Annotated in this window: 20 protein-coding genes and 1 riboswitch; of the genes, 7 read left to right on the top strand and 13 right to left on the bottom strand. The window is 71.6% G+C overall.

Annotated elements, in window-relative coordinates; translation table 11 throughout:
• Window positions 1-58: 58 nt before the first annotated feature.
• Window positions 59-916: an ABC transporter permease gene (locus tag MED01_RS06375; protein WP_238667551.1), complete on the bottom strand. Its 858-nt coding sequence runs from the start codon at window positions 914-916 to the stop codon at window positions 59-61.
• A 103-nt stretch (window positions 917-1,019) separates the two neighbouring features.
• Window positions 1,020-2,051, bottom strand: coding sequence for an ABC transporter substrate-binding protein (locus MED01_RS06370; protein WP_238667550.1), 1,032 nt, complete (start codon window positions 2,049-2,051; stop codon window positions 1,020-1,022).
• 270 nt (window positions 2,052-2,321) lie between these two features.
• Here MED01_RS06370 and MED01_RS06365 point away from each other — a divergent pair, with 270 nt between their 5' ends.
• The 4 genes from MED01_RS06365 to MED01_RS06350 all read left to right on the top strand — a co-directional run bounded on the left by MED01_RS06365 (window position 2,322) and on the right by MED01_RS06350 (window position 7,558).
• Window positions 2,322-3,107 (top strand): ABC transporter ATP-binding protein, encoded by a 786-nt coding sequence (locus tag MED01_RS06365; protein WP_238667549.1) that lies wholly within the window; start codon window positions 2,322-2,324, stop codon window positions 3,105-3,107.
• Window positions 3,108-3,109: 2 nt separating this feature from the next.
• Window positions 3,110-4,060, top strand: coding sequence for an LLM class F420-dependent oxidoreductase (locus tag MED01_RS06360; protein WP_238667548.1), 951 nt, complete (start codon window positions 3,110-3,112; stop codon window positions 4,058-4,060).
• Window positions 4,057-4,365 carry a cupin domain-containing protein gene (locus tag MED01_RS06355; RefSeq protein ID WP_088987605.1) on the top strand — a complete coding sequence of 103 codons (309 nt, stop codon included), beginning with the start codon at window positions 4,057-4,059 and terminating at the stop codon, window positions 4,363-4,365. Before MED01_RS06360 ends, MED01_RS06355 begins: the two co-directional genes overlap by 4 nt.
• A gap of 76 nt (window positions 4,366-4,441) precedes the next feature.
• Entirely contained in the window at window positions 4,442-7,558 is a 3,117-nt protein-coding gene (locus MED01_RS06350) for a hypothetical protein (protein ID WP_238667547.1), read from the top strand.
• A gap of 338 nt (window positions 7,559-7,896) precedes the next feature.
• On the opposite strand, the gene thiC is transcribed toward MED01_RS06350, so the two are convergent.
• From thiC to thiE, 7 genes are all read right to left on the bottom strand, one after another.
• A complete protein-coding gene (thiC, locus tag MED01_RS06345; protein ID WP_145790332.1) occupies window positions 7,897-9,489 on the bottom strand; it encodes a phosphomethylpyrimidine synthase ThiC in 1,593 nt (530 codons plus the stop codon).
• Window positions 9,490-9,506: 17 nt separating this feature from the next.
• Window positions 9,507-10,292 (bottom strand): bifunctional hydroxymethylpyrimidine kinase/phosphomethylpyrimidine kinase, encoded by a 786-nt coding sequence (gene thiD / locus MED01_RS06340; RefSeq protein WP_238667546.1) that lies wholly within the window; start codon window positions 10,290-10,292, stop codon window positions 9,507-9,509.
• On the bottom strand, window positions 10,289-11,029 hold the full coding sequence (locus MED01_RS06335; RefSeq protein ID WP_238667545.1) for a thiamine phosphate synthase: 741 nt from the start codon (window positions 11,027-11,029) through the stop codon (window positions 10,289-10,291). Before MED01_RS06335 ends, thiD begins: the two co-directional genes overlap by 4 nt.
• The gene (locus tag MED01_RS06330; protein WP_238667544.1) at window positions 11,026-11,805 is read right to left on the bottom strand and encodes a thiazole synthase; all 780 of its coding nucleotides are present in this window, start codon (window positions 11,803-11,805) and stop codon (window positions 11,026-11,028) included. Before MED01_RS06330 ends, MED01_RS06335 begins: the two co-directional genes overlap by 4 nt.
• The gene (thiS, locus tag MED01_RS06325) at window positions 11,802-12,002 is read right to left on the bottom strand and encodes a sulfur carrier protein ThiS (protein ID WP_238667543.1); all 201 of its coding nucleotides are present in this window, start codon (window positions 12,000-12,002) and stop codon (window positions 11,802-11,804) included. Before thiS ends, MED01_RS06330 begins: the two co-directional genes overlap by 4 nt.
• Entirely contained in the window at window positions 11,993-13,159 is a 1,167-nt protein-coding gene (gene thiO / locus MED01_RS06320; protein WP_274525363.1) for a glycine oxidase ThiO, read from the bottom strand. The genes thiS and thiO overlap by 10 nt, the downstream gene beginning before the upstream one ends.
• Window positions 13,156-13,782, bottom strand: coding sequence for a thiamine phosphate synthase (gene thiE / locus MED01_RS06315; RefSeq protein WP_238667542.1), 627 nt, complete (start codon window positions 13,780-13,782; stop codon window positions 13,156-13,158). Before thiE ends, thiO begins: the two co-directional genes overlap by 4 nt.
• Window positions 13,777-13,886, bottom strand: a riboswitch (TPP riboswitch). Its footprint overlaps the gene before it by 6 nt.
• A gap of 313 nt (window positions 13,887-14,199) precedes the next feature.
• On the opposite strand from thiE, the gene MED01_RS06310 reads away from it, so the two are divergent.
• Together MED01_RS06310 and MED01_RS06305 are read left to right on the top strand one after the other, a co-directional pair.
• Entirely contained in the window at window positions 14,200-20,031 is a 5,832-nt protein-coding gene (locus tag MED01_RS06310) for a ThuA domain-containing protein (RefSeq protein WP_238667541.1), read from the top strand.
• 72 nt (window positions 20,032-20,103) lie between these two features.
• Window positions 20,104-20,658 (top strand): hypothetical protein, encoded by a 555-nt coding sequence (locus tag MED01_RS06305; protein WP_238667540.1) that lies wholly within the window; start codon window positions 20,104-20,106, stop codon window positions 20,656-20,658.
• Between the two features lie 176 nt (window positions 20,659-20,834).
• Here the strand turns inward: MED01_RS06305 and MED01_RS06300 are convergent, their stop codons facing one another.
• From MED01_RS06300 to MED01_RS06290, 3 genes are all read right to left on the bottom strand, one after another.
• On the bottom strand, window positions 20,835-21,797 hold the full coding sequence (locus MED01_RS06300; protein WP_238667539.1) for an aldo/keto reductase: 963 nt from the start codon (window positions 21,795-21,797) through the stop codon (window positions 20,835-20,837).
• Between the two features lie 145 nt (window positions 21,798-21,942).
• Window positions 21,943-23,622, bottom strand: coding sequence for an ABC-F family ATP-binding cassette domain-containing protein (locus MED01_RS06295; RefSeq protein ID WP_238667538.1), 1,680 nt, complete (start codon window positions 23,620-23,622; stop codon window positions 21,943-21,945).
• Window positions 23,623-23,663: 41 nt separating this feature from the next.
• Window positions 23,664-24,269, bottom strand: a complete 606-nt coding sequence (locus MED01_RS06290) for a class I SAM-dependent methyltransferase (RefSeq protein WP_238667537.1) — start codon at window positions 24,267-24,269, stop codon at window positions 23,664-23,666.
• Window positions 24,270-24,371: 102 nt separating this feature from the next.
• Between MED01_RS06290 and MED01_RS06285 the strand changes: the two genes are divergently transcribed.
• A complete protein-coding gene (locus tag MED01_RS06285) occupies window positions 24,372-25,472 on the top strand; it encodes a hypothetical protein (RefSeq protein ID WP_238667536.1) in 1,101 nt (366 codons plus the stop codon).
• Window positions 25,473-25,484: 12 nt separating this feature from the next.
• Here MED01_RS06285 and truA read toward each other — a convergent pair whose 3' ends face one another.
• Window positions 25,485-26,315 carry a tRNA pseudouridine(38-40) synthase TruA gene (gene truA, locus MED01_RS06280; protein WP_238667535.1) on the bottom strand — a complete coding sequence of 277 codons (831 nt, stop codon included), beginning with the start codon at window positions 26,313-26,315 and terminating at the stop codon, window positions 25,485-25,487.
• Between the last annotated feature and the right edge of the window lie 50 nt (window positions 26,316-26,365).

Here is a 26,365-nt window from a genome sequence, read left to right as displayed (position 1 = left end):
CAACGGGAGGCCGGCCCTTCGCGTTTCCTGGTGTTGATCCTGCCTTGGCGCTGGTGGGTCAGCGGCTGCTTGTGGTCTCGCGTACCCAGGGCAGGGCGAACCGCTCGATCAGCAGGAGCGCCGAGTAGAGCAGGATGCTCACCAGCGCCACCAGCATGATCGCCGCCCAGGCGGTGGCGGTGTCGCCGACGCCGGCGTACTGCGTGATGACGTAGCCGAGGCCGCTCTCGCCCGCCTGGAACTCACCGATCACCGCACCGATCGCGGCCAGTGGCATGGCCACCTTGAGCCCGACGAAGATCTGCGGCAGCGCGGCCGGGAAACGTACCTTGCGGAACGCCTGCCAGCGGGAGGCGTTCCAGGAACGCACCAGCTCGGCCAGGTCGGACGGCGTGGTGGTCAACCCGGTCGCCGTGGAGAGCACGATCGGGAAGAAGCAGAGCAGGAACACCATGGTCAGGATCGGCTTCTGGCCCCAGCCGAGCGCCACCACCAGCAGCGGGCCCAGCGTGATCTTCGGCACCGCGTTCACCGCCACCAGCAGCGGCGTGAACATCCGCTCCACAGTGCGGGAACTGGCCAGGGAGAGCCCGATCAACACACCGGCGGCCACCGACAGGGCGAACCCGGTCAGGATCTCCAACGTGGTGTCCCAGGTGTGCTCCAGCAGCTGCGCCGGCTTGTCGACGAACGCGGTGAGCACGTCGCCGGGCGGCGGCAGGGCGGCGGGGTGGACCAGCTCCAGCCGGGCGATCAGCCACCACGCCGCCAGCGCGACCAGGATGCCGACAGCGGGCAGCACGGCGTCGGCCCCGGCCCGAAGACCGGCACCTCGACCCACGCGTCCCGCTTCAGGGCCGCCACTCGGGGGCGGGGGTTCCGCCACCGCCGGGTCCGCTGACCGGACGTCGGTCATCTCTGTCCTCCTCGAAATCCCACGGCCCGCCGGGGGCCGACGAGCGACGGGGGTACGCCCCACCGGGATCGGCGGGACGTACCCCCTGATGACGACCGGACGATCAGGCCTTCGGCGCGAGGCTGAAGTCGATGATCTGCTCGGGGGTGATGTTCTGCTTCAGCGCGCCAGCGCCCTGCAGGATGGCGATGCTCTTGGCGACCCGACCGCTGTCCAGGGTGCCGATCGCGGTGCCGGTGTTGCCGGAACGGACGTACGCGGCCATCAGCTCCAGCTCGGCGGCGGCGGAGACCGGGTTGGTGGCGTCGACGTTCTTCTTCAGGATGTCGGCGGCCTCCTTGGAGTTCGCCAGGCTGTACTCCAGGCCCTTGAGCAGCGCCGCGGTGAACTTCTTCACCATCTCGGGCTTCTCCTTGGCGATCTTCGAGGAGGTGATCAGCACGTTGCCGTAGAGGTCCTGCATCACGTTGCTGTACGGCAGCATGACTGCCTTCTTCTTGGCCACCGCCTCGATGGTCGGCTGACCGACGACGAACTGACCGATGCCGTCGACCGAACCCGCGGCCAGCGTGCCGATCAGGTTCTGCGCCTCACCGTTGACCCAGGTCACCTTGCTCGCGTCCACACCGGCGAGCCGGGCGTACGTCGGGAAGAGGTTGCGCACCACGGACCCGGGGGTGTCGGCGAGCTTCTTGCCCTCCAGGTCCTTCGGCGAGCTGATGTTCTTGCCCTCGACGGTGGCGATGCCCGCCATGGTGCGCTGCTGGATCGCGGCCACCGCGGTGAAGTCCTTCGCCTGGCCGTTGCCGAGCTGGAGCAGGCCGCCGGTGAGGTCGATCGGGCCGAAGTCGGCCTGGCCGCCGACGACGGTCTGGATCACACCACCGGTGCCCTGACCGGCCTTGATCTCGACGTCGAAACCGGCTTCCTTGAAGAAGCCCTTGTCCTTCGCCACCCAGGCGTAGGAGTCACGGCCGAAGTTGCCGAACGAGGTGAGGTAGGTCACCTTCGTCAGCGTCGCCCCGTCGCCGCCCTTGGCATCGTCGGCCGAATCCGACCCGCTGCTGCAGGCGGAGACAAGGGCGAGGGCGGTGGCCAGCGCGGCCGTAGCGACCGTACGGGTCAGCCTTCTCATCAGTTGCACCATGTCCTTTCCGACCGGGGCCGGCAGGCCACCGGAGGGGGTTGTTATGACGGGCCGGCGGGAGGGGTGGAAGCCGGCTCCGCCGTCGTGGGGGGACTCTTCGCGGGCACAGCGTACGAGAAACCCACACTCCCGACGCCAGGCGCATCGGGTTGCGGAACGGAAACAACCTGACGACCACCCCAGCCGGTCCCATACCTCGACAGGGCGGTTAGCCTTTGTCGGATTCCTGACCGTCCACTCAGCGGAGGTGCGCCGGAGATGATCCGACTGTCCGGGGTGTCCCGTACCTTCGAGGGCCGATCCGGCCGGGTGGAGGCGCTGCGCGGCATCAACCTCGACGTCGCCGAGGGCGAGTTCGTCGCGGTGCTAGGCCGCTCCGGCTGCGGCAAGTCCACACTGCTGCGGCTGATCGCCGGGCTGCTCCCGCTGAGCGCCGGGGAGATCACCGTCGCCGGTACGCCGATCGCCCGCCCCCGCCAGGACATCGCCATGCTGTTCCAGAAGCCGGCGCTGCTGCCCTGGCGCACCGTGCTGGACAACGTCCTGCTGCCCGTGGAGATCTTCGGCTGGAGCCGCGCCAAGCACCGGGAGCGGGCCCAGCAACTGCTCGACGTCGCCGGGTTGGCCGGCTTCGAGAAGCGGCTGCCCCACGAGCTCTCCGGCGGCATGCAGCAGCGGGTGTCGCTGTGCCGGTCGTTGATCGGTGAGCCCCGGGTGATGCTGATGGACGAGCCGTTCTCCGCACTGGACGCGCTCACCCGCGAGGAACTGTCCGGCGAACTCCAGCGGGTGCACATGGAGAACAAGCCGACAATCGTCTTCGTCACCCACTCGATCGACGAGGCGGTGCTGCTCGCCGACCGGGTGGTCGTGCTGAGCCCCCGCCCCGGCCGGATCCGCAAGGTCGTCGACGTGACCATCCCCCGGCCCCGCACCCTGGGCCGCAACGCCCACCTGGCCGACGTCGCCCAGGTCAGCGCCGACCTGCACGAACTGCTGATGGAACGCGAACAGCCGGCCACCGCCGGCGCGGAAGGACACTGACCATGCGGGTGTCGGTCTTCACCGAGCCGAACCGTGGCGCCAGCTACGACACCCAGCTCCGGTTCGCCCGGCTGGTCGAGGCCTGTGGCTACGAGGGCTTCCTCCGCGCCGACCACTACCAGTCGATGGGTGCCGATCCGGGCCTGCCCGGCCCCACTGACGCCTGGCTGACCCTCGCCGCGCTGGCCCGGGAGACCGAGCGGATCCGACTCGGCACCCTGGTGACGTCGGCCACGTTCCGCCTGCCCGGCCCGCTCGCGGTGATGGTCGCGCAGGTCGATCAGATGAGCGGTGGTCGGGTCGACCTCGGCATCGGCGCCGGCTGGTACGAGCGCGAGCACACCTCGTACGGAATCCCGTTCCCGGCTGTCGGCGAGCGCTTCGACCGGCTGGCAGAGCAGCTTGAGGTGATCACCGGATTGTGGGGAACCCCGCCCGGCGAGACCTACAGCTTCACCGGCGACCACTACCGGCTGGTGGACGCTCCCGCCCTGCCCAAGCCGGTGCAGGTGCCCGGCCCGCCGATCATCGTGGGCGGGCGTGGCCCCAAGCGCACTCCCGAACTGGCCGCCCGGTACGCCGACGAGTTCAACATGCCGTTCAAGTCCGTGGCCGCCACCGCCGAGGCGTACGACCGGGTGCGCGAGACGTGTGAGCGCACCGGACGGACGGCTTCCGGGCGTGCGCCGTTGGTGCTCTCCGCCGGGATCGTCGTCGCCATCGGCCGGACCGACGCGGAGGCCCAGCGTCGGGCCGCGCCTCTGCACGAGAAGAGCGCGCTGCCACCGGAGGACCCGGTGGTCGGCTCCCCCGCGCAGCTCGCGCAGCGGCTCGGTGAGTTCGCCGCGATCGGCACCACCCGGGTCCACCTGCGCCTGATCGACTTCGACGATCTCGACCACCTCGAGCTGATCGCCGCCGAGGTGCTGCCCCAACTGGACGGAGCACTATGACCGACGTGATCGACGGAACCGAACTCGGGCCGGTCGGCCAGGAGATCGTCTTCGAGAACGACAGGGTCCGGGTCTGGCACATCCGCCTTGAGCCGGGCGAGCGGCAGCCGCTGCACCGGCACGACCACCCCTACCTGGTGGTGGCGATCGAGGGCGCCAAGAACGTCGTGCAGACCATCGACGGCACCCGGATCGACGCCGACGAGCCCACCGGCGGAGTGGTCTACCGGGACCCGGGCGCTGTGCACATGCTGACCAATGTCGGGGATACGACTTACCTGGCACGGCTGGTCGAACTCAAGTAGACCCGCCGAGGGCCACCGGCGTGCCTCGCGGCGCGCCGGTGGCGATCGGGTGTACCAGGTGCGTAACGTGCCGGACATGGCCTTTCGGACCTGGGGCAGACTGCTGCTCACGGCGCTCGGGGTGAGCGTGCTGGCCGGAGCCGGCCAGCTCGGCGTCGCGTACGGTTTCGGCATCGTCCGCCTGACCGGCGCATTCACCGGTACGACAGTCAACCAGTGGCCGGCCCAGCTCGTCTGGGTGGGCTGGTTCGCCGCTAACGCAGCAGTCGCTGGCGCCGTCCTGACCGGACGCCTCGCTCGCCGCGACGCCCCGGCGGTCAGCACCGGCCGGCAGTTGGCGGTCGGCGGCGCGGCAGCGCTCGGCGCCACAGTCATCGCCCCGCTCTGCATGCAGCCCGCCCGCGCCGCGGAGCTGATCTCCGTTGACCCGGTCTGGGCGGTGGGCATCTGCGCCATTGTCGGTGCGGTGATCGGGGCGGGCGCGGCGATCGCCGTCCTGTTCCGGCCCGAGCTGGGATGGAACATGGCGGCAGTGGCCGGCGCGGTCTGGCTACTGGCGCTGATCTCCGTCCTCCCGTCGCTCGGAACGGCCGGCCCACTGCCGACTGTCCGGCTCGGCGTACTGGAGCCGAGCTGGCTCGACGACGCCGCCGCGCAGCGGCTGGCGCTGCTCCTGCTGCCCATCGTGGCGCTGCTGGCCGGCGCGGCGACCGCCGGGCTGGCTCGCTGGCGGGGCCAGGCTCCACTGGTCAGCGGGGCCACCGGGGTGGCCGGTCCGGTGCTGCTGGCGTTCGCCTACCTGACGGCCGGTCCGGGTGACGCTGTGGACCGCTACCAGGCCGCCCCCTACTACGGCTCGTTGATCGCGATCCTCGCCGGAGCGCTCGGCGCGGCCGCCGCCGCGCTGCTGCGCTGGCCGACGGGCACCCGTACCGCCGATCCGCAGGCGATCGAGCCCACCGCCATCCTGCGCCCGCTGCCGGCCGGCCCGGCGCTGCCCAGCGCGGCGCACGACCGGGACGGCGCGGCGAACGACAGAGACGGCGCCGAGCGCACCGACACCGAGACGACAAACGCCGAACTGGCCACCAGCACGAAGCCCGCCGGCGTCGTCGCGGGTCCGTGGGCGACGGGCGACTCCGATGCCGTACGCACCGTCCCGGCCCACTGGGACTGGCCGGAGACCACAGCGAGCGGACAGCACGGTCCGGGGCCCGCCACCGCGACTCCCGCCGCACCGAAGCCCGCCGCCCCGACTCAGCCCGCGGCCTGGCTGACCGCACCGACCGGTGAGTTCACCGCCGCCGGGCAGACGTCCCCGCGCCAGGATGATGTCCCGGCCACTACCGAGCCCTCGGCCGGCACCGACGTCAGCATCGACACCGACGCCACAGCGACCGGCACAACGGCCGGACGCGTCGACGCCGCGACCCCGACGGGCGGCCGAGCGGTCGACGAGCCGACCAGCAGCACAGCGACTTGCACGAGCGGCAGCACGGCGACCGGTGGCAGGCCGACCGGTGGGCGCGCCACACGCAAGTCCGTCGACACTCCAAGCGGCACTGGCACACCCGGTTCTGTCACGACCAGCGCGACCGCGACCAGTACGGGCAGCGGCACCGAGGCGACCAGCACAGCACCGACTGGCACTGACACTCCCAGTCCCGCAGCCACAGCCTCGACGGGCACGGAGTCAGGCACGAACACGGAGGCGAGCAGTGCGGGCACGGCCGACCACGGCACGCCTGAGGCGCCCCTGACGATCAAGCCGCGACGCGGCCGGAAGTCCAAAGCCAAGCCGGACGCCACCGCCTCCGACGTGGCTGACGACATCTCCCCTGCCGGCCCGCGAACCACAGGCGAGACGACCACCGACGCAACGCCCACTGGCCTCGTCGCGAAGGGCACCCGGCCGGGCAGGTCCGCCGACACCACCGCTTCGGACGCGGGCACCGACACTCCGGCGCCCAGCCGGGGAAGCGTGGGTGAACTGTCGAGTTCGACCTCCGAGGTCACCTCGGCTGCCACCTCCGGCGCGGCGGCATCCCGGACAACCACTACCGGCGCGAAGCGAACACCGGCCACCCCCGCCACCGGCGCGAAGCAAGCACCGGCCGCCTCGACAGCCGCCGAAACCGGCACGACGCAGGTGCCGGTCGACAGGGAGCCGCCGACCACGGCAACCGACGCCGCACAGACCCCGACCAGCGGGAGTGGGGCGACACCAGCACCGACCACCGCGGCCAGCCAGGTTGGCGCGGACGCCAATTCGCGGGTCCCGAAGGCCGGCACGGGCAGCACTGCGGCACCGGCCGACGCGACCTCTGCGACCTCCGCGACCTCCGCGACCTCCGCGGCCTCTGCGACCTCTGCGACCTCTGCGACCTCTGCGACCGGTGATTCTGCAATCGCCGACGCTCGTGGCACCGACGGCGAGCGGGCCGCTGCCGAGGACGTTCCCGTCGCCGGGTTGTTCGGAGCCACCGCCGCCAATGACCCGGACGGCGACCGGTGGACGCCAGCGCCGTCGGCCTGGCCCGTCACCGCGACGTGGACGGTGCCACCGCAGGCCGCCGAGCCGGAGGCGACGGCATCGGAGGGGTCGAGCAGGCCCGACGCGCCGACCGGGCCGACGCCCAGGCCCCGGCATCGGGCACCGTTGCCGGACCTGAGCCGGGCCGGCACCTGGAATGCGTTCGACACCTCTCGGCGCCGCGGGTCGGCGGGATCGCAGGACAGCTCGACGGCACGGACAGCTCCGGCCGAAGACGGCGAGGCGACCGCTCCGGCCGAGTCCCAGGGCCGGCCGGAGTTCCCCGGCACGGTGGGCGCGCCCTCCGCTGCCACCGCCAGTGCCACCACCGGCAGCACCACCGATACCACCGGCACCATCGATACCACCGGCACCGGCGATGTGGCGGCTACCGACGCCACGTCGGCAACTCCGACGCACCCGAAGGTGGCAGAGCAGCCCTCCCGGCGAGGGCGCCTCGGTGGGCTGTTCCGCCGCAACCGGGCCCGCGCCGACGAGGAGAGCCCGAAGACGTCGGACGCAACCGAGCCGCTGGCGTCCCAGGACGAGGAATTCGTCGACTGGGTCGCCGGTCTGAGCAAGCCGGTGTCGGACAACGAGCCCGAGCAGGAGAACGGCCGCCGGTCGTTGCGCTCCACCGGTCGACACCACCGCGACTGACCCACAGCGGCTGACCCGCACCACACGGCGCACAGAAGCACCGATCGGTCGCTTGATCGACTCGGGTTCACTGATAACGGGCTGTCCCACGCGGCCCGACACCCCGACATCAATGAACCCGAGTCGATCACCCCGCGACACCCCACGCACCGGCCACGCCAGCCGACCCCGCGACACCCCACGCACCAGGCCAGGCCGGTCGACCCCAAGCGAGGCCATGCGCACCAGGCCAGCGCCGGCCGTCCCCGCGAGGCCATGCGCACCAAGCCACGCCGGCCGTCCCGGCGTCGCCCCCGCAACACCGGGACGCCACCGGGACAGCCCCGCCTGGGCAGGGGTCAGGCGAGCGGCAGGTAGACCCGGCTTCCGCCGGAGACGAACTCCTCCGACTTGTCCTTCATGCCGCGCGCCGCGTACTCCTTGAGCTCTTGGGTGATCTTCATGGAGCAGAACTTCGGGCCACACATCGAGCAGAAGTGCGCTGTCTTCGCCGGCTCCGCGGGCAGTGTCGCGTCGTGGTACGAGCGCGCCGTCTCCGGGTCCAGCGAGAGGTTGAACTGATCCTCCCAGCGGAACTCGAACCGCGCCTTCGACAGGGCGTCGTCCCAGGCCTGCGCGCCGGGGTGCCCCTTGGCCAGGTCCGCCGCGTGTGCCGCGATCTTGTACGCGATCACGCCCGCCTTCACGTCGTCCCGGTCCGGCAGGCCGAGGTGCTCCTTCGGCGTGACGTAGCAGAGCATCGCGGTGCCGAACATGCCGATCATCGCGGCGCCGATCGCCGAGGTGATGTGGTCGTACGCGGGCGCGATGTCGGTGGTCAGCGGACCGAGCGTGTAGAAGGGCGCCTCGTGGCACCACTCCTGCTGAAGGTCCACGTTCTCCTTGATCTTGTGCATCGGTACGTGACCGGGGCCCTCGATCATCACCTGGACGTCGTACGCCCAGGCGATCTTCGTCAGCTCACCGAGGGTCCGCAGCTCGGCAAATTGCGCCTCGTCGTTGGCGTCGGCGATCGACCCGGGGCGCAGCCCGTCGCCGAGGGAGAACGTCACGTCGTAGCGCGCGAGCAGCGCGCACAGCTCCTCGAAGTTGGTGTAGAGGAAGTTCTCCTCGTGGTGCGCCAGGCACCACGCCGCCATGATCGAACCGCCGCGGGACACGATCCCGGTGACCCGGTCCACGGCCAGCGGCACGTACGGCAGGAGCACCCCGGCGTGCACTGTCATGTAGTCCACGCCCTGCTCGGCCTGCTCGATCACGGTCTCCCGGAACACCTCCCAGCTCAACTTCACCGGGTCGCCGCCGACCTTCTCCAACGCCTGGTAGATCGGCACCGTCCCGATCGGCACCGGCGAGTTCCGCACGATCGCCTCACGGGTCTCGTGGATCCGCTTACCAGTGGACAGGTCCATCACTGTGTCCGCGCCCCAGCGGGTGGCCCAGGTCAGCTTCTCCACCTCCTCGGCGACAGACGAGCTGACCGCCGAGGTGCCGATGTTGGCGTTCACCTTGACCAGGAACGCCTTGCCGATGATCGCCGGCTCGCACTCCGGGTGGTTGACGTTGAGCGGGAGCACCGCCCGGCCGGCGGCAATCTCGGCCCGCACCAGTTCCGGGTCGACGTTCTCCCGGATCGCCACGAACTCCATCTCCGGTGTCACCACACCGGCCCGCGCGTACGCGAGCTGGGTGGGCCGACGGCCGTCCACCCCGGCGAGTGGCGTGCCCGCACCCCGTACCGGGGCCACGTCACCCCGCTCGGCGATCCACGGCCCGCGCAGCGGCGGCAGCCCCACCTCCGGGTCCGAACCAGGTCCGGACGTGTCGTAGAGCCGCACCGGCGGCAGGTCCCCGGTCAGCCCCACCTCCGCGAACGGCACCCGGACATCCGGCCGCGAACCCTCGACGTACACCTTGCCTCGTGCGTGCATGACAGCCTCCCTGGTGATCAAGCGGACCAGCCGAAGTGGTTCAGCGGTCCGCGCCCCGCGCCCAGCTCCCAGCCCCGCGCGCCGGTCAGCGCACGGAGCACGTACTCCTTGGCGGCCCCCACGGCGGCCGGCACCGCATCGCCCAGACCGAGCCGCACCGCGATCGCCGCCGAGAACGAGCACCCGGTGCCGTGGGTGTGCCGGGTGGCCACCCGGGGTGCGCGCAACACTGTGGTGACGCCGCCGCCGTGCAGCACGTCGACCGCCTCGCCCCCGTCCAGGTCACCGCCCGTGACCACCACGTACTCCGGGCCGCCGGCCACCAGGGCCTCGGCGGCCACGACCATCGCGGCCACGTCGTCCACCGGGCGTCCGGTGATCGCGGCGGCCTCCGCGCAGTTCGGGGTCGCCACAGTGGCGTACGGCAGCAGCCGCTCCACAGCGCCCACCACGCCGAGCCGGTGACCACTCGTGGCGACCAGCACCGGGTCGACGACGAGGTGAGGTAGGCGACCGTCCCGGGCGGCCTCGGCCACCACGTCCGCGATCGCCGGGGTGCCGAGCATCCCCGTCTTCACGGCGCAGACTGTGAAGTCGGTGAGCACGCTGTCCAACTGCTCGGTGACAGTGCGCGGGGGCAGCGGCAGCACCGCGTCGACACCCCGGGTGTTCTGCGCGGTGACCGCCGTGAGGACGCTGGTGCCGTACGCGCCCAGCGCGGCGAAGACCTTGAGGTCGGCCTGGATGCCTGCGCCGCCGCCGGAGTCCGAGCCGGCGATGGTGAGGACGGTGCGCGGTGTCACTTCTCCCCCTTGGTTGCGGTTTGGGGCTGCGGCCGACAGTGCCCACTCCGGGCGGTCAGGCTTGATCCCTGCGTGGGCACTGTCGGCCGCAGCCCCCGTCGTGGGGACCTGGCTGACCCCGCGCCGGCTTGGAAAGGTTCAGGGGTGACCGCCTCGACATAAGCGCTGGTCAGGGTGGCGGCTGTTTCGGCGGGGTCGTTGGCTCGCATCAGCGCGCCTAGTACTGCTACTCCGACGGCTCCCGCCTCGACGCAGGCGGTTACCTGTTCTGGGGTTTCGATGCCGCCGAGGGCGAGCAGGGGCACCGGGCTGGAGCGGACCAGGCTGCCCAGCCCAGCAACATCCAGGGGTGGGCCGTAGCCCGGTTTTGTCTTTGTGGGCCAGACCGGGGAGATGGTGGCGTAGTGCTCGGTGGTCAGGCGGTCCAGCTCGGGTTGGTGGTGGCAGGAGCGGCCGACCAGGCCGACGGTTGGCGGTGGGTACGGGCCGGCGGCGGGCAGGTGCACTGCGTCGCCACCGAGCGGGTCGGGGCCGGCCACGATGAGGGTTCCGCCGACGTCGGCGAGGATCGCCCGCAGGTCGGCGGCGAGGGCGGCGCGTTCGGCGCGCGGCAGGTCCTTCTCCCGCAGCACCACCCAGCGCACTCCCCCGGCCGCGGCCCCCGCCACCACCCGGTCGAGCCCGCACCGCGCGACGAGCCGGTCGGTCAACACGACAACCCCTGACGGCGGGGTCACAGCTCGGGTCTTCCCTCGTCAGGGGTGGAGGCGAGCGCGTGGAAGCGGCGCTCGATCCGACCGGCCCGGGCCGCCAGTCGGCCCGCCTCGACCGCGTACCGCATCGCGGTGGCCATCGCCACCGGGTCGGCCGCCCTGGTGACGGCACTCGCCAGCAGCACCCCGTCACAGCCCAGCTCCATTGCCAGCGCCGCGTCGGACGCGGTGCCGATGCCGGCGTCGAGGATCACCGGCACGTCCACACCCTGCCTGATGAGTCGAATGTGGTGCGGGTTGCCGATGCCGAGCCCGGAGCCGATCGGCGAGCCGGCCGGCATCACCGCGGCGCAGCCGACGTCGGCGAGGCGACGGGCGAGCACCGGGTCGTCGCTGGTGTACGGCAGCACCGTGAAGCCATCGGCGACCAGCTCCTCGGCGGCGCGGAGCAGTTCCACCCCGTCGGGCAGCAGCGTCCGCTCGTCGCCGATCACCTCCAGCTTGACCCAGTCGGTGTCGAACGCGTCCCGGGCCAACCGGGCCACTGTCACCGCCTCGGTGGCGGTGTGGCAGCCGGCGGTGTTCGGCAGCAGGCGTACGCCGCACCGGTCCAGCAACTCCAGCAGCCCACCTGTGGAGCCCGGCGCGGTGCCCACCCGGCGCAGGGCCAGCGTGACCAGCTCGGTGCCGGACGCCCGGATCGCCTGCTCCAGGACGTGCAGGTTCGCGGCGCCGCCGGTGCCGAGGATCAGCCGTGAGGTGAAGGTCTTCCCACCCAGTTCGAGGGGCACGCCGCTCACCCGCCCTGCGCCGCGGTGAGCACCTCGACCCGGTCACCGTCGCGCAGTGCTCGGGCCGGCCAGCCGGTCCGGGGCACCACCTCGCCGTTGACCGCGACCGCCACCCCACGTGGGTGCGCCACGATGTCGCGGACCAGGTCCGCCACGGACGCGCCGGCGGCGACGCTGCGCCCGGCCCCGTTCACAGTCAATTCCACAGGTCCCCCTCCAACGTCGGTTCAGGGCCGCCCGACGCGGCCACCGCGGCGGCAGCGCCGAAGCGGTCGGCCCGGAAGGGCGCGAGCAGCGGGTCGGGTATGCCGCCGAGCACCAGGTCGGCGATCAGGTCGGCGGTGATCGGGGTGAGCACGATGCCGTGCCGGTGGTGCCCGGTGGCGGCCAGGACGTCCGGTCGGCCGGGCAGCGGCCCGAGGATCGGCGCGTTGTCCGGGGTGCCCGGGCGCAGCCCGGCGACCGCCTCGACCAGGTCGTACTCGGCCAGTTCGGGAAGCAGGTCGACCCCGGCACGCAGCAGCCGTTGCACGGCACCGGCGGTGACAGTGGTGTCCGCGCGCTCCTCGACGGTCGCGCCGAGCACCACCTCACCGTCGGCGCGGGGCACCAGGTAGACGTGCTCGCCGTCGGCGTACCCCCGGATCACGTGCCGGAAGCCCGGTGCGACGCCGTCGGGCGCGCGGAGCCGGAGGATCTGGCCCTTCACCGGCCGCACGGGCAGGCCGGTGAGCGCGGCCGCCCCGCAGCCGGCGGCGACCACAGTGACTGGCGCGTCCACATCAGACAGCGAGCGGACCGGCTGCGGCACGAGCACCGCGCCGGCCCGCTGCGCGGCAGTGCGCAGCGCCGGCACCAGCAGCCGTGGGTCGACCTGGTGGTCGGTGGGCGCGAACGCGCCGCCGCGCACCCGTGGGGCGAGCGCCGGTTCGCGGTCGCGCAGCTCGCTGGGGCGCAGCGGCGTCACGGGCAGACCCAACCCCTGCTGGTACGCCCACAGCCGGCGCGCCTCGGCCAGGTCGTCGCCGGTGAGCCCGACCATCACTGTGCCCTCGGTCCGGTAGCCGATCTCGACTCCCGTCGTCCCGGTCAACTCGGCTGCGAACGCCGGCCAGCGGGCGGCGGACGCCAGCAGCAACCCGGTCAGCTCCCGCTCACCGAAGTACGCCTCGGCGACCGGGGAGAGCATGCCGGCGGCCACCGCCGACGCACCCGAGCCGGGCGCCGGATCGTGCACCACCACCCGCAGCCCGCGGGCGGCGCAACGCCAGGCGATCGCCAGCCCCATCGGCCCCGCCCCCACCACTGCCACGTCCGGCCGGACCCGGTCGCGCGACGGCGGTGACGGGGACCGGCCGGTCAGCACGTCAGGGCCTCGATCAGTTCGGCGGTTGCCAGTGCCGGGTCGGCGGCGGCGGAGACGGCACCGACCACCGCCACCCCGTACGCCCCGGCGGCCCGCAGCGCCGGCACCCGGGCGGCTGTCACTCCGCCGATCGCGATGACCGGGACGTCGACGGCGTCGACGACGGCGCGTACTCCGGCGGGCCCGATGGGGTCCGGTAGGCCGGTCTTGGTGCTTGTGGTGTGACACGGCCCGACGCCCAGGTAACTGGCGCCCGCCACGACGGCCTCGCGCGCCGGGCCCGGGGCGCGAGCGGTGGCGCCCAGCACACCGGCGGGGCCGAGCACCCGGCGGGCGGCGGCGACCGGCAGGTCGTCGGCGCCGACGTGTCCACCGGCGGCGCCGACCGCCAGCGCCACGTGCAACCGGTCGTTGACCAGGCAGGTCGCCTGGTACGGCGCGCAGAGCGCCAGCACCCGCCGGGTCAGGTCGTACGCCTCGCGGTCGGTGGCGGAATCCTCGACCCGCACCTGCACCACCAGGTCGGCGTGGGCCACTGTGAGGGCGGCGCGAACCACTGCGAGTGGGTCGCGACCCGGTCGGGTGTCGGTGATGAGATGCAATCGCCCCAGGGACGGCACGGCAACGCTCCTCCCTGCGCCGGCATTACCCGGATCAGGTTCGACGGTCGGGGGCTGTCAGCCCCCCTCTCAGCCCGGTACACCGGGCTCCCGTGGGTTACTTGCGTGTCACCGTACGACAGATCCGCCGGCCTGCCAAGGCGTGGGGTCGGCGGTGGCCGGCCGGCCGGGCCGCGTCAAAACAAGCGAGATCCAATGGGGCACTTCATACAGTCCTGTTCGGAATGTCGCCCCCCGTTGCAGAACCGTTACCCGTCCGCATCTTGCCCGACATCGAGCCAGCCGAATTAATTTGTTCAGCGATTCGACAAAATGTCGGTGGGGGCACCCTGGCACGGTGTGACCACCGGCTCCATCAGGGAGGGCCTTCGGCGAGCCGACTCCCTCGAGCTCTGTCACTACGACACAGGAGGCGGCGTGTCCCGTTCTCGTCGTGCCCGCGTACCCATCACCGCAACCCTGATCTCCCTGGCCATGGCCTCGACCACCCTGTTCGGCGCGCCCGCGCAGGCGGCCGCCCAGGTTCCCCCACGGGATGCGAAAGCCGCAGCCCCGGTCAGCCAGGTGGCGCCGAAGGCGCCAAAGGCCGCAGCCGATCCCTTCTCCGTCCTCGTCTTCTCCAAGACCGCCGGCTTCCGGCACGACTCCATCCCCACCGGCATCGCCGCCATCCAGCAGCTCGGCGTCGACAACGGATTCACGGTGGACAACTCCGAGGACGGCGCCGCATTCAACGACGCCAACCTGGCGAAGTACAAGGCCGTGATCTGGCTCTCCACCACCGGTGACGTGCTCAACGCCGACCAGCAGGCGGCGTTCGAGCGCTACGTGAAGGCCGGCGGCGGTTACGTCGGCATCCACGCCGCGTCGGACACCGAGTACAGCTGGGCCTGGTACGGCGACCTGGTCGGCGCGTACTTCGCCAACCACCCGCAGAACCAGCAGGCCACCGTCAAGGTGGAGGACCACGCCCACCCGTCCACGGCCGGATTGCCGGACCGGTGGTCCCGGTTCGACGAGTGGTACAACTACCAGAGCAACCCCCGGCCGGACGTGCACGTGCTGGCCAGCCTGGACGAGAAGAGCTACACCCCCGGCGCCGGTGCGATGGGCGCGGACCACCCGGTCGCCTGGTGTCAGGACTACGACGGTGGCCGCTCCTGGTACACGGGCCTGGGGCACACCCGGGAGTCGTACGCCGAGCCCCAGTTCCTCTCCCACCTGCTCGGCGGCATCCGCACCGCGGCCGGCGTCGAGAACGCCGACTGCGGCGCCTCGAAGACCTCGAACTTCGAGAAGGTCACGCTGGACAGCAACACCAGCAACCCGATGGAGCTGGACATCGCCCCCGACGGGCGCGTCTTCTACATCGAGCGCGACGGTCGGGTGCAGATCGTGAAGCCGGACACCGGCAACACCGTCACCGCCGTCGACCTGGACGTCTTCACCGGTAACGAGGACGGCCTCATCGGCATCCGGCTCGACCCGGACTTCGCCACAAACAACTGGGTGTACCTGTACTACGCCCCGAACGACGGGGTCACCCGCAACCTGCTGTCCCGGTTCACAGTGACCGGCGACACCATCAGCCTGGCCAGCGAAAAGCAGGTGCTGCGGGTCGACACCCAACGCAACACCTGCTGCCACGCCGGCGGCAGCATGACCTTCGACGGCGACGGCAACCTCTACCTGGCCACCGGTGACAACACCAACCCGTTCGAGTCGAACTCGTACTCGCCGCTGGACGAGCGGTCGGGCCGCCAGGACTACGACGCGCAGCGCACCTCCGCCAACACCAACGACCTGCGCGGCAAGGTGATCCGGATCCACCCGGAGGACGACGGGACGTACACCGTTCCGACCGGCAACCTCTTCGCGCCGGGCACCGAGAAGACCCGTCCCGAGATCTACGCGATGGGCTTCCGCAACCCGTTCCGGATCGGCACCGACCCGAAGACCAACACGCTGTACGTGGGCGACTACGGGCCGGACGCCAACACGGACAACCCGAACCGGGGCCCCCGCGGTCTGGTCGAGTGGAACATCGTCACCCCGGGCAACTACGGCTGGCCGTACTGCACCGGGACGAACGAGGCGTACAACGACTACACGTTCCCGTCCGGCCCGAGCGGCGCGAAGTTCGACTGCGCGGCGCCGGTGAACAACTCGCCGAACAACACCGGCCTGACCAACCTCCCGCCGGTGGTCCCGGCGACTGTCGACTACGGGTACGCCGGTGACGCGCGTTACCCGGAGATCGGTGGCGGTGGCGCTCCGATGGGCGGCCCGGTCTACCGCTACGACGCCGACGTGAACTCGAACCGCAAGTGGCCGGCGTACTACGACGGCAAGGCTCTGCTCGGCGAGTGGAACCAGAACAAGATGTACACCATGCAGGTGACCCCCGACGGCAAGTCGTTGGTGGACATCAACCAGCTGCTCACCGGCATGAGCATGATCCGACCGATGGACTTCGAGTTCGGCCCGGACGGGGCGCTGTACCTGATCGAGTGGGGCAGCGGCTTCGGCGGCAACAACGACAACTCGGGCGTCTACCGGATCGACTACACCGCCGGTGACCGCGCCCCGATCGCCGCGGCGTCCGCCAACCCGACCTCGGGTCCGGCACCGTTGACGGTGACCTTCTCCAGCGCCGGCTCCCGGGACCCGGACGGTGGCACGCTCACCTACGCCTGGACGTTCGGCGACGGGCAGACCTCGACCGAGGCCAACCCGACCCACACGTACGCCACGGCGGGCAACTACACCGCCCAGCTCACCGTCACCAACCCCAAGGGTCGGACCGCTGTGGCCAACGTGCCGGTCACAGTGGGCAACACCGCGCCGACGGTCTCCATCGAGTTCCCACCGGACGGCGGTTTCTTCAACTGGGGTGACCAGGTCCGCTACTCGATCAAGGTGACCGACCCCGAGGACGGGCAGATCGACTGTGACCGGGTGCAGCTTCAGGTGCTGCTCGGTCACGACGAGCACGCCCACCCGCTGGAGCAGCACACCGGCTGCACCGGCACCGTCCAGACGTCGCTCGCCTCCGGGCACGGCGCCGAGGCGAACGTCTTCGCGGTCTTCGAGGCCACCTACACCGACGAGGGTGGTGCCGGCGGCGCCGGTGCCCTGACCGGCCGGCAGATCGAGGTCCTCCAGCCGAAGCAGAAGCAGGCCGAGTACTTCACCGCCACCGGGCGCGCCCCGGTGAGCACCGGCGGTGGCGACCCCGGCGTGCAGCGGGAGGCGGGCGCCGACACCGCCGGTGGCGGCCAGAGCATCGCGTTCATCGAGGACGGTGACTGGTGGTCGGTCGCTCCGGCGGACCTGACCAACATCACCGAGATCCGCTTCCGGGCCGCCTCCGCCGCCGCTGGCGGTCGGATCGAGGTTCGCGCGGGTGCTGTCGACGGACCGGTGGTCGCCACTGCCGTCGTACCGTCGACCGGCGCGTGGCAGACGTACACGGACGTGAGCGCACCGGTCACCGGTGCCGCGAGCGGCTCGCTGTACTTCGTGGCCCGCGATCCGAACGGCGGAACGGGTTCGCTGTTCAACGTCAACTGGATGGACTTCGTCGGCCGCGGTGTCACCGAGAACGGGCCGCCGGTGGTCAGCGCCACGGCCACCCCGGCCACCGGCACCGCACCGGTCACCGTCGCCTTCGACGGCACTGCCACCGACGCCGAGGGCGACACCCCGTTGACGTACGCCTGGGACTTCGGTGACGGAGGCTCGGCGACCACACTGGACGCCAGCCACACCTACACCAGTCCGGGCACCTTCACGGCCACCCTCACGGTGACCGACAGCAAGGGCGCCAAGTCGTACGCCACGGTGCCGGTAAGGGTCGACGCACCTGACACGTCCTGCTTCGGGGCGCGTTCGGACGACTTCAACGGCAACAGCCTCGACAAGGAGCGCTGGACCAGCATCGTCCGGGAGAACCAGCTCTACTCGCTCAGTGGCGGTGCGCTGCGGCTGCCCACCGGCGTGGGTGACCTCTACGGTGCTCGCAACGACGCCACCAACCTGGTGCTCCAGGCGGCCCCGACCGGCGCGTGGGAGATGACCACCAAGGTCACCCTGCCGGTGACTGCCAACTACCAGCAGGCCGGCCTGCTGGTTTACGGCGACGACGACAACTACGCCAAGGTGGACCTGCTGTACAACGGCAGCCGTCGGGTGGAGTTCATCCGGGAGACGGCGGCGACGCCTCGCAACGAGGCCGCCGACGCCACCGCCGCACCTGCCGGTGACACCGTGTACCTGCGGATCACCAGCGACGGGACGAACCTGACCGCGTCCGCCTCGGGCGACGGGCAGACCTTCACCCCGGTCGGCCGTTCGGCAGCGCTCGAGGGCATCACCAACCCGCGGATCGGGGTCTTCGCCCTCAACGGAGGCACCGAGGCGCCGGTTGTCGACGCCGCGTTCGACTCCTTCCAGGTCACGCCGGACGCTCCGGCCGGCCCGGTCGACCCGTCGGACGAGTTCACCGGCAGCACGCTGGACAAGTGCCGGTGGGACGCCGTGACGCGGGAGGACCCGAGCGGTTACCGGGTCACCGATGGCGCGCTGCGGATCGACGTGCCCAACGGTGACATCTACGGCACCGACAACACCGGGCCGAAGAACTTCATCCTCCAGACCGCGCCGTCCGGCGACTGGACCCTGGAGACGAAGGTCGACGGCAGCCTGCTGAACGAGCAGTACCAGCAGGCCGGTCTGCTCGTGCAGGCGGACGACGACAACTACCTGAAGCTCGACTTCATCGCTGACAACCAGGCCGGCCAGGCGGTGACGCGGCGGATCGAGTTCCGCAGCGAGATCGCCGGGGTGGTCCAGAACCCGCAGCCCGAGGCGGGCACCCTGACCTCGGCGGTGTGGCACCTGCGGCTGGCCCGCACGGGCGACACGTTCACCGCGTCGTACTCGGCCGACGGGACGACCTGGACCGCGTTGACGGCGCTGACAAACAGCGCGGTCGGGGCAACCCCGAAGGTCGGGCTGTTCACCCTCGGCGCCAACCAGACGGCGTCGAAGACCGCCTCGTTCGACTACTTCCGGCTCAGCACGAAGGTGGCCGACGAGACGGCGCCGGTGACGACCGCGGCGGTTTCCGGCACCCCGACCGACGGGTGGCACACCGGGCCGGTGACGATCACGCTCACCGGTGCCGACGAGGCCGGCGGTAGCGGGCTCGCCGGTACGGAGTACCAGCTGGACGGGGCCACCACCTGGGCGGCGTACACCGCTCCGGTGGCGGTCAGCGGGGACGGCGAGCACGAGCTCCGGTTCCGCTCGACGGACAAGGCCGGCAACGTGGAGGCGACCAAGACCGTCTCGGTCAAGATCGACGCCACGGCGCCGGTGACCTCGGCGACGTTCGCTCCGGCGAACGACGCCGGTTGGCACAACGGGACCATCCCGGTCGTGCTGGCCGCCACCGACGCCGGTTCCGGCGTCAAGACGGTGGAGTGGTCGCTGGACGGTGGTGCGTGGGCGCCGTACTCGACGCCGATCGAGGTGACCGGTGACGGGCAGCACGAGCTGCTGTTCCGCTCGGCGGACAAGGCGGGCAACGTCGAGACGCTGAAGTCGGCGGTGCTGCGCATCGACGGCACCAAGCCGACGCTGCTGGTGTCCGGGCTGGCCGACGGCCAGCTCTACGGCGACAGCCAGGACGTCCGGGTGGCCTGGCAGGCCGTCGACGCGTCCTCGGGCATCGCTAGCGTGGTCGGTCAGCTCGACGGCCAGGCGTACACCAGTGGCACCCTGCAGGCCATGTACGACCTGTCACTCGGCCTGCACGAGCTGACAGTGACCGCAACCGACAAGGCGGGCAACAAGACCACCTCGACGGTCCGGTTCTTCGTCACCACCTCGTTCCGGGACATGCAGAGTCTGCTGGACCGGTTCAAGGCGACGGGGCGGCTCTCGACCAAGGCGCACAAGCAGCTGTCGAACAAGCTCGACGCTGTTCGCGCGTCCGAGGCGGCCGGCGACGACAAGGCTGCCGTCCGGCAGCTGACCGCGTTCCGGACGCTCGCCAGCGACGCCACGCTGGTGCCCGAGGCGGAGGTTCGGGACGTCCTGGTCCGGGACGCCGACGCCATGATCGTTCGGCTCGGCGGCGCGGCCAGCAAGGCCGGGGTCAAGGCGAACGACGGTGACTCGGTCAAGGGCACCGGGCGGCTCGGTGGCGACGCCACCCGGCTGGCTCCCGGTCGTCAGCTCTGATCCGACGAGGCCCCTCCCCGACGCTGCGGCGTCGGGGAGGGGCTTCCCTCATTTGGTAGGGAGGGGATGTCCGTGACGGGTATCCGCAAGGTGTTTGCCGCCGTCCTCGTCGGACTGGCAGTGACAGTGTCCGCCGCCGCCCCGGCGGCGGCGCGGACCGCTCAGGCCGCCCCGGCGGCTCAGGCCGACAAGCTCAAGCTCGCTGTGGCCGGCGACGGGGCTCAGGGCGTCACCATCCAGGCCAGCTACGCCGATGGTCGCCGGCTGGAGCAGGTGGTGCGACTGGTCCTCACCGCCACCGGCCCCGACGGGCAGAAGGTCGGGCCTGTGCAGTTGGAACCGCAGCCCGAGGGGCACGGTTTCTACAGCAGCGGTCCGGTGCTCTCCACTGGCACCTGGAAGGTGACTGTGAACTCCCCCGCCCCGTTGCAGAGCAAGGCCACCGCCACGGTGCAGGCCCGCGCGGCGCAGTCGCCGCCGGTGCCCGAGCCGGTCGCGGTGAACAAGGCGACGGACGGGGCGGGCGGGGCGGGCGCCGGTTGGTGGCCGTTCGCGGCGGCCGGTCTCGTCCTGGTGGCCGCGGCGATGGGGGTGGCCATGCTGTTCGGCCGCCGCCGCACCGACTGATCAACCAACGCGCGTTCAACGACCGGGCCGGGCCGCGACGAGCGGCCCGGCCCGTTGTCGTCTGACCCGGGCGTGATCGACTCGACATTCATGAAGCCGCGCCTTCCCGGCCCCCGGGTCACCCCGACTTTCGGGAACACGAGTGGATCAAGGCGCCGAGCCCCGTCCCGCCGCGCTCAGAGGATGGCGCGCAGCGCCGCCAGGTCGTCGTCGCTGGGCTCCCAGGTGCCGGCGGCGGCGTTGGCGCGCACCTGCTCGGGCGTGGTGGCACCGGCGATCACCGAGGTCACCGCCGGCTGAGCGGCCAGCCCACCGATCGCCACCTGGAGCATCGTCAGCCCCCGCTCGGCCGCGTACGCCTCGATCGCCTCGATGGTGTCCCAGTCGGCTGCGGCGAGCCGCTCCGCGTACCGGCCACCGCCGGAGAGCCGGCTGCCGGCCGGCGGCTGGGCCTCGCGCCTGTACTTGCCGGTGAGCAGACCGTTGGCGAGCGGGAAGAACGGCAGCATGCCGAGGCCGAACCGCTCACACGCCGGGATCACCTCGGCCTCCACCGAGCGCTCCACCAGGCTGTAGTGGTTCTGCGCGCTGATGAAGCGGGACCGGCCGTTGGACGAGGCGACCCAGTCCGCGTCGGCGATCTGCCAGCCGGTGAAGTTGGAGTTGCCCAGGTAGCGCACCTTGCCGTCGCGGACCAGGTCGTCCAGGGCGGCGAGGGTCTCGTCGATCGGGGTGCCCGGGTCGGGCTCGTGCATCTGGTACAGGTCGATGTGGTCGGTGCCGAGCCGGCGCAGCGACGCCTCCACAGCGCGGGCGATGTAACGCCGTGCACCACGCGCGCCGTAGTCCGGCCCGTTGAGGCCGTTCATGTCCATGCCGAACTTGGTGGCCACCACCACGTCGTCCCGGCGACCCTTGAGCGCCTGCCCGAGCAGCTCCTCGGAGCTGCCCTGCGGCTCACCGTAGATGTCGGCGGTGTCGAAGAACGTGATCCCGACGTCCAGAGCGGCGTCCACCACCGCCCGGGTGCCGTCGAGGTCGAGCTTGCGGCCGAAGTTGTTGCAGCCGATGCCGACCACGGACACCACGAGCCCGGAGTCGCCCAGCCGGCGATAGGTCATCTCAGTCACGAGATCCACCCTATGCCGGCCCGGCGCGGGCCACTGCGGCGGCGGCTCAGCCGACCACCTCGGTGACCAGCTCACGGGCGGCGTTGATGGTCGCGGCCAGCTCGGCCGGACTGCTGCCGCCGAGACCACCGAGCAACGCCTGCGCCGGTGGGGATCACCCGACGTCCCAGACCGGTTCCGGAGTCTCCACCACCTCGCTGTCACCTCGGAACAGCACGAACCGGTCGAACGAGCGGGTGAACCAGCGGTCGTGGGTGACAGCGATCACCGTCCCCTCGAAGGCGTTCAGGCCCGCTTCGAGCGCTTCCGCGCTGGCCAGGTCGAGGTTGTCGGTGGGCTCGTCGAGCAACAGCAGAGTCGCCCCGGACAGCTCCAACAGCAGCACCAGGAACCGGGCCTGCTGCCCGCCGGAGAGCGTGCCGAAGCGCTGGTCGCCCTGCGCGGCCAGCTCGTAGCGACTGAGCACACCCATCGCCGCGTGCCGGTCCATCCCGGTGCGGTGCTCGTCGCCCCGCCAGAGGATCTCGACGAGCGTCTTCGACATCAGCTCAGGCCGGTCGTGGGTCTGGGAGAAGTGCCCCGGGCGGACTCGGGCACCGAGGCGAGCCGTGCCCTCGTGCACCACCGGGGCGAGCGCGCCCGCGCCGTCGACCGGCCCGTTCGCCGGGTCCGGGTCGGTGCCGCCGCGGGCCAACAGCCGCAGGAAGTGCGACTTGCCGGTGCCGTTGGCGCCGAGCACCGCCACCCGGTCGCCGTACCAGATCTCCAGGTCGAAGGGGAACGTCAGGCCGTCGAGCTCGAGCTGCTCGCAGACGACAGCGCGCTTGCCGGTCCGTCCGCCGGCCAGGCGCATCCGGATGTCCTGGTCCTTCGGCGGTACGGGCGGCGGCCCGGCCTCCTCGAACTTACGCAACCGGGTCTGCGCGGCCTGGTAACGCGAGGCCAACCCGTCGTTGTACGCGGCCTTCTGCTTGTACATCAGCATCAGCTCGCGCAGCTTCTGGTGCTCCTCGTCCCAGCGCCGGCGCAGCTCGTCGAGGCGGGCGTGCCGAGCCACCCGAGCCTCGTGCCAGCTGGCGAAGCCGCCCGGGTGCACCCAGGCACTGCCACCCTCGACGGCGACCACCCGGTCGGCGCTCTGGGCCAGCAACTCGCGGTCGTGCGAGACGTAGAGCACCGACTTAGTCGACTCGCGCAGTCGCGCCTCCAGCCAGCGTTTGCCGGGCACGTCGAGGAAGTTGTCCGGTTCGTCGAGCAGCAGCACCTCGTCCGGGCCGCGCAGCAGCAACTCCAGGGCGAAGCGCTTCTGCTGGCCGCCGGAGAGGGTACGCACCGGACGGTCCCGTACGGCGTCCCACGGCTGGCCGAGCACGATGGTCGCGACGGTGTCGAAGAGCACCTCGGCGTCGTACCCGCCGGCCTCACCCCAGGCGCCGAGCGCGTCGGCGTACGCCAGCTGGGCCTTGCCGGCGGCGTTGCTGAACTTGCCGTGGGCCTCGGCCGCCCGCATGGCCGCCTCGGTCTCGCCGAGCCGCCGGCCGGCATCGCGAAGCGCCGGCGGGGCCAGCGACAACGCCAGGTCGGCGAGGGTGGACTCGTCACCGATCATGCCGATGAACTGGCGCATCACACCAAGCCCGCCGGCCCGCGCGACGACGCCGCTGCGCACCGGCAGGTCGCCGGCGACCATCCTCAGCAGCGTCGTCTTTCCCGCGCCGTTCGGCCCGACCAGGGCGACCTTGCTGCCCTCCCCGACCCGGAACGACACGTCGGCGAAGAGTTCCCGACCGTCGGGCAGGATGTGCCCGACCGCTGCCACGTCCACGTATCCCACGCCGGGATCCTGCCCCAGTGAGGGTCGGGGGGTATATCCAATTACCGGGTGACGCGCAGCACCCGGAAGCCCTTTTGGCTGGCGTACCGCTCGACCTGCCAGCTCTGTTCGGTGAGCCAGCGTTGCAGCGAGTCGCCGCCGAGGTGCCGGGCGACGACCAACCAGCCGACGCCGTCCGGGGCGAGTCGGGGCAGCCAGCGCAGCAACAGGTCGTGCAGCCCGTCCTTGCCGATCCGGATGGGCGGATTCGACCAGATCTGGGCGAAGCGGACGCTGTCCGGAACGTCGTCCGGCGCGCTGACCCGGACCCGGTCGGCGGCGCCGACCCGAGCCGCGTTGGCTGCGGTCAGCTCGCGGGCCCGGGCGTTGACGTCGACGGCCCAGACGGTGCTGGCGGGCGCGAGGTCGGCCAGCACGCAGCTGATCGGCCCGAACCCGCAGCCGAGGTCGAGCAGGTCGCCGGTGGTGTCGACGGTGGGCAGCTCGGCCTTGCGCAGCAGCACCGCGGTGCCGGGGTCGAGGCGGCTGGCGGAGAAGACCCCGCCGGCCGAGGTGAGCCGGTAGTCGCGGTCGGCGACGGAGAACTCGACCTCGCGCGCCGGGGCGTCGCTGGTGGGCTGAGCGGTGAAGTAGTGGTCGCCGGTCACCCGGCAATTCTCGCACCGGTCCGGGGCGGACCTGACACGGCCCACACGCACATTTCCCCGATATTACCCCCTAAAGGGACAATGACTCCTACTCTGGGCGACATGGTGTATCGGTACCAGTCCGATGAGGACGCTTTCGAGGAGTACCCGGAGCCCGGGTCCGACCTGTCGGTGCTCGGCGCCGGTCCGCCCCCAGCGGCCGGGCCCTCTCCGTCGCGCTTCCCCACGCCGTCGCTGCCCCGACCGAACCAGCTCTCGCTGCCCTCGTCGCAGCCGGCGCCGGCTCGTCCGCAGCTCGGGCAGGCCGCCCGCGCCGATGCGCCGCAGCCACTGCCGACGCGTGCCGACATCCCGCCCGCCCCGCCGCGCAGCCAGATCTACACCTCGGCCACGTCTGCGGAGCCGCCCACCCGGCGCGGCGGCGGCCGGCTGTGGCAGGTACTGATCGGCGGCGCAGCCGTCCTGGTGCTGCTCGCCCTCTGCGGCCTCGGCGCCGCCGCGCTGCTCATCAACCGCGACGAGCAGCCGCAGAGCAACCCGACGTACCAGCCGAACGCCGCCCCGACGTCGGCAGCGGCGGAACGGCTGGCCCTCGACTCCCGGGACACCGACCAGGCCCCGCTCACCGCCAAGGAACTCTTTCCCGGCAAGGAGCTGAAGCTCACCGACGGCCAGCCGAGCTACCAGGTGCTCAAGACACAGTCCAGCGGCAGTTGCGCCGTCGCCGCCACCGACGAGGTCGCCGACCTGCTGGTCCGGCTCGGCTGCAACCAGATCGTCCGGGCCACGCTGAGTACGCCCGACGACAGCCACCTGGTCACCACCGGCCTGTTCAACCTCACCGACAAGGTCAGCGCGGAACGAGCCCGAGACCGGCTCCGGCAACTGCTCGACGAGCGGCAGGGCCGTTTCCGTGGCCTCACCGCCAACGACGGCGACGGCACCGACGTCCTGGCCAACGCTCCGGCACGCGTCGGCTGGCAGGTCCGTGGCCACTACCTGGCGTACGCGCTGGTGGTCCGCAAGGACGGGGCGGCGGTCAAGGCGGGTGACGCCAAGGTCCGCGAGATCCTGTTCGACATGATCGAGCTGCACCTCAGCCGGGGCGTGCTGCAGAGCCGGGCCGACGGTGGCACCGCCGCACAACCGACGACGGCACCTACCGGCAGCAACGCCGACCAGGGCGATCTGCCGGGCGACTGACCCCGCCGACGGTCAACCCTCGATCGGGACCCGCAACCGGCGGGTGAGGGTGGCGCGGTGGGCGTACTCGGCCGGATCTGCCGGGTAGCCGACGGCGACCAGCGTCAGCCCGCGTGCGGGGGCCACAGTCACCTCGCTGGAGCGCTCCCGCTGGGTGAGCAGAGTTCCCGGCCACTCGACCGGGCGGCGGCCGTCCCCGGCCACCAGCATCGCACCCACCAGGCTGCGCACCATCGCCTGACAGAACGCGTCGGCCTGCACGGTCGCGACCAGGATGCCGTCCGGGTCGCGACGCCAGTCCAGCCGGGTCACCTCGCGCAGCGTGGTGGCGTGCTCCTTGCGCCGGCAGTACGCGGCGAAGTCGTGCTCCCCCACCAGCCCGGCCGCGGCGGCGTTCAGCGCGGCCAACTCCAACGGCTTCGGCCAGGCCAGCACCTCGTGGCGGCGCAACGGCTCGGCGCCGAACGGCGCATCGGTGACCCGATACTCGTAGCGCCGAAAGGTGGCCGAGAACCGGGCGTCGAAGTCGGCCGGCACCTCGGTCATCGCCCGTACCCGCACGTCGGTGGGGAGCAGCCGGGCCAGGCGACGCAGCAGCCGTCCCTCGTGCTGCCGCCACACGTCCACGGGCAGGTCCACATGGCACACCTGCCCAGTGGCGTGCACTCCCGCGTCGGTTCGCCCGGCCACCGTCAGCCCGGTGGCCGTACCGACGCCGAGGACCAGGTCCAGGGTCTCGACGAGCACCCCCGCGACGGTGCGCCTGGTCGGCTGGGCTGCCCAGCCGGAAAAGTCGGTGCCGTCGTACGAGACGTCCAGCCGCAGCCGGATCCGCTCGTCCACCTCGTACCTCCCGTTACGGGTCGGGCCCGACACCCCGATGGGGTGCCGGG

This window comes from Micromonospora alfalfae, from assembly GCF_022230925.1.
Lineage (GTDB): Bacteria > Actinomycetota > Actinomycetes > Mycobacteriales > Micromonosporaceae > Micromonospora > Micromonospora alfalfae.
This window is presented reverse-complemented; position numbering and strand designations above follow the sequence as displayed.

Excerpts from the sequence above, each read along its gene's own strand:
- MED01_RS06285 (WP_238667536.1), top strand. The coding sequence starts at position 24,372 with ATGGTGTATCGGTACCAGTCCGATGAGGACGCTTTCGAGGAGTACCCG.
- MED01_RS06355 (WP_088987605.1), top strand. The coding sequence starts at position 4,057 with ATGACCGACGTGATCGACGGAACCGAACTCGGGCCGGTCGGCCAGGAG.
- MED01_RS06350 (WP_238667547.1), top strand. The coding sequence starts at position 4,442 with ATGGCCTTTCGGACCTGGGGCAGACTGCTGCTCACGGCGCTCGGGGTG.
- MED01_RS06370 (WP_238667550.1), bottom strand. The coding sequence starts at position 2,051 with ATGAGAAGGCTGACCCGTACGGTCGCTACGGCCGCGCTGGCCACCGCC.
- MED01_RS06375 (WP_238667551.1), bottom strand. The coding sequence starts at position 916 with ATGACCGACGTCCGGTCAGCGGACCCGGCGGTGGCGGAACCCCCGCCC.
- MED01_RS06365 (WP_238667549.1), top strand. The coding sequence starts at position 2,322 with ATGATCCGACTGTCCGGGGTGTCCCGTACCTTCGAGGGCCGATCCGGC.
- thiC (WP_145790332.1), bottom strand. The coding sequence starts at position 9,489 with ATGCACGCACGAGGCAAGGTGTACGTCGAGGGTTCGCGGCCGGATGTC.
- MED01_RS06360 (WP_238667548.1), top strand. The coding sequence starts at position 3,110 with ATGCGGGTGTCGGTCTTCACCGAGCCGAACCGTGGCGCCAGCTACGAC.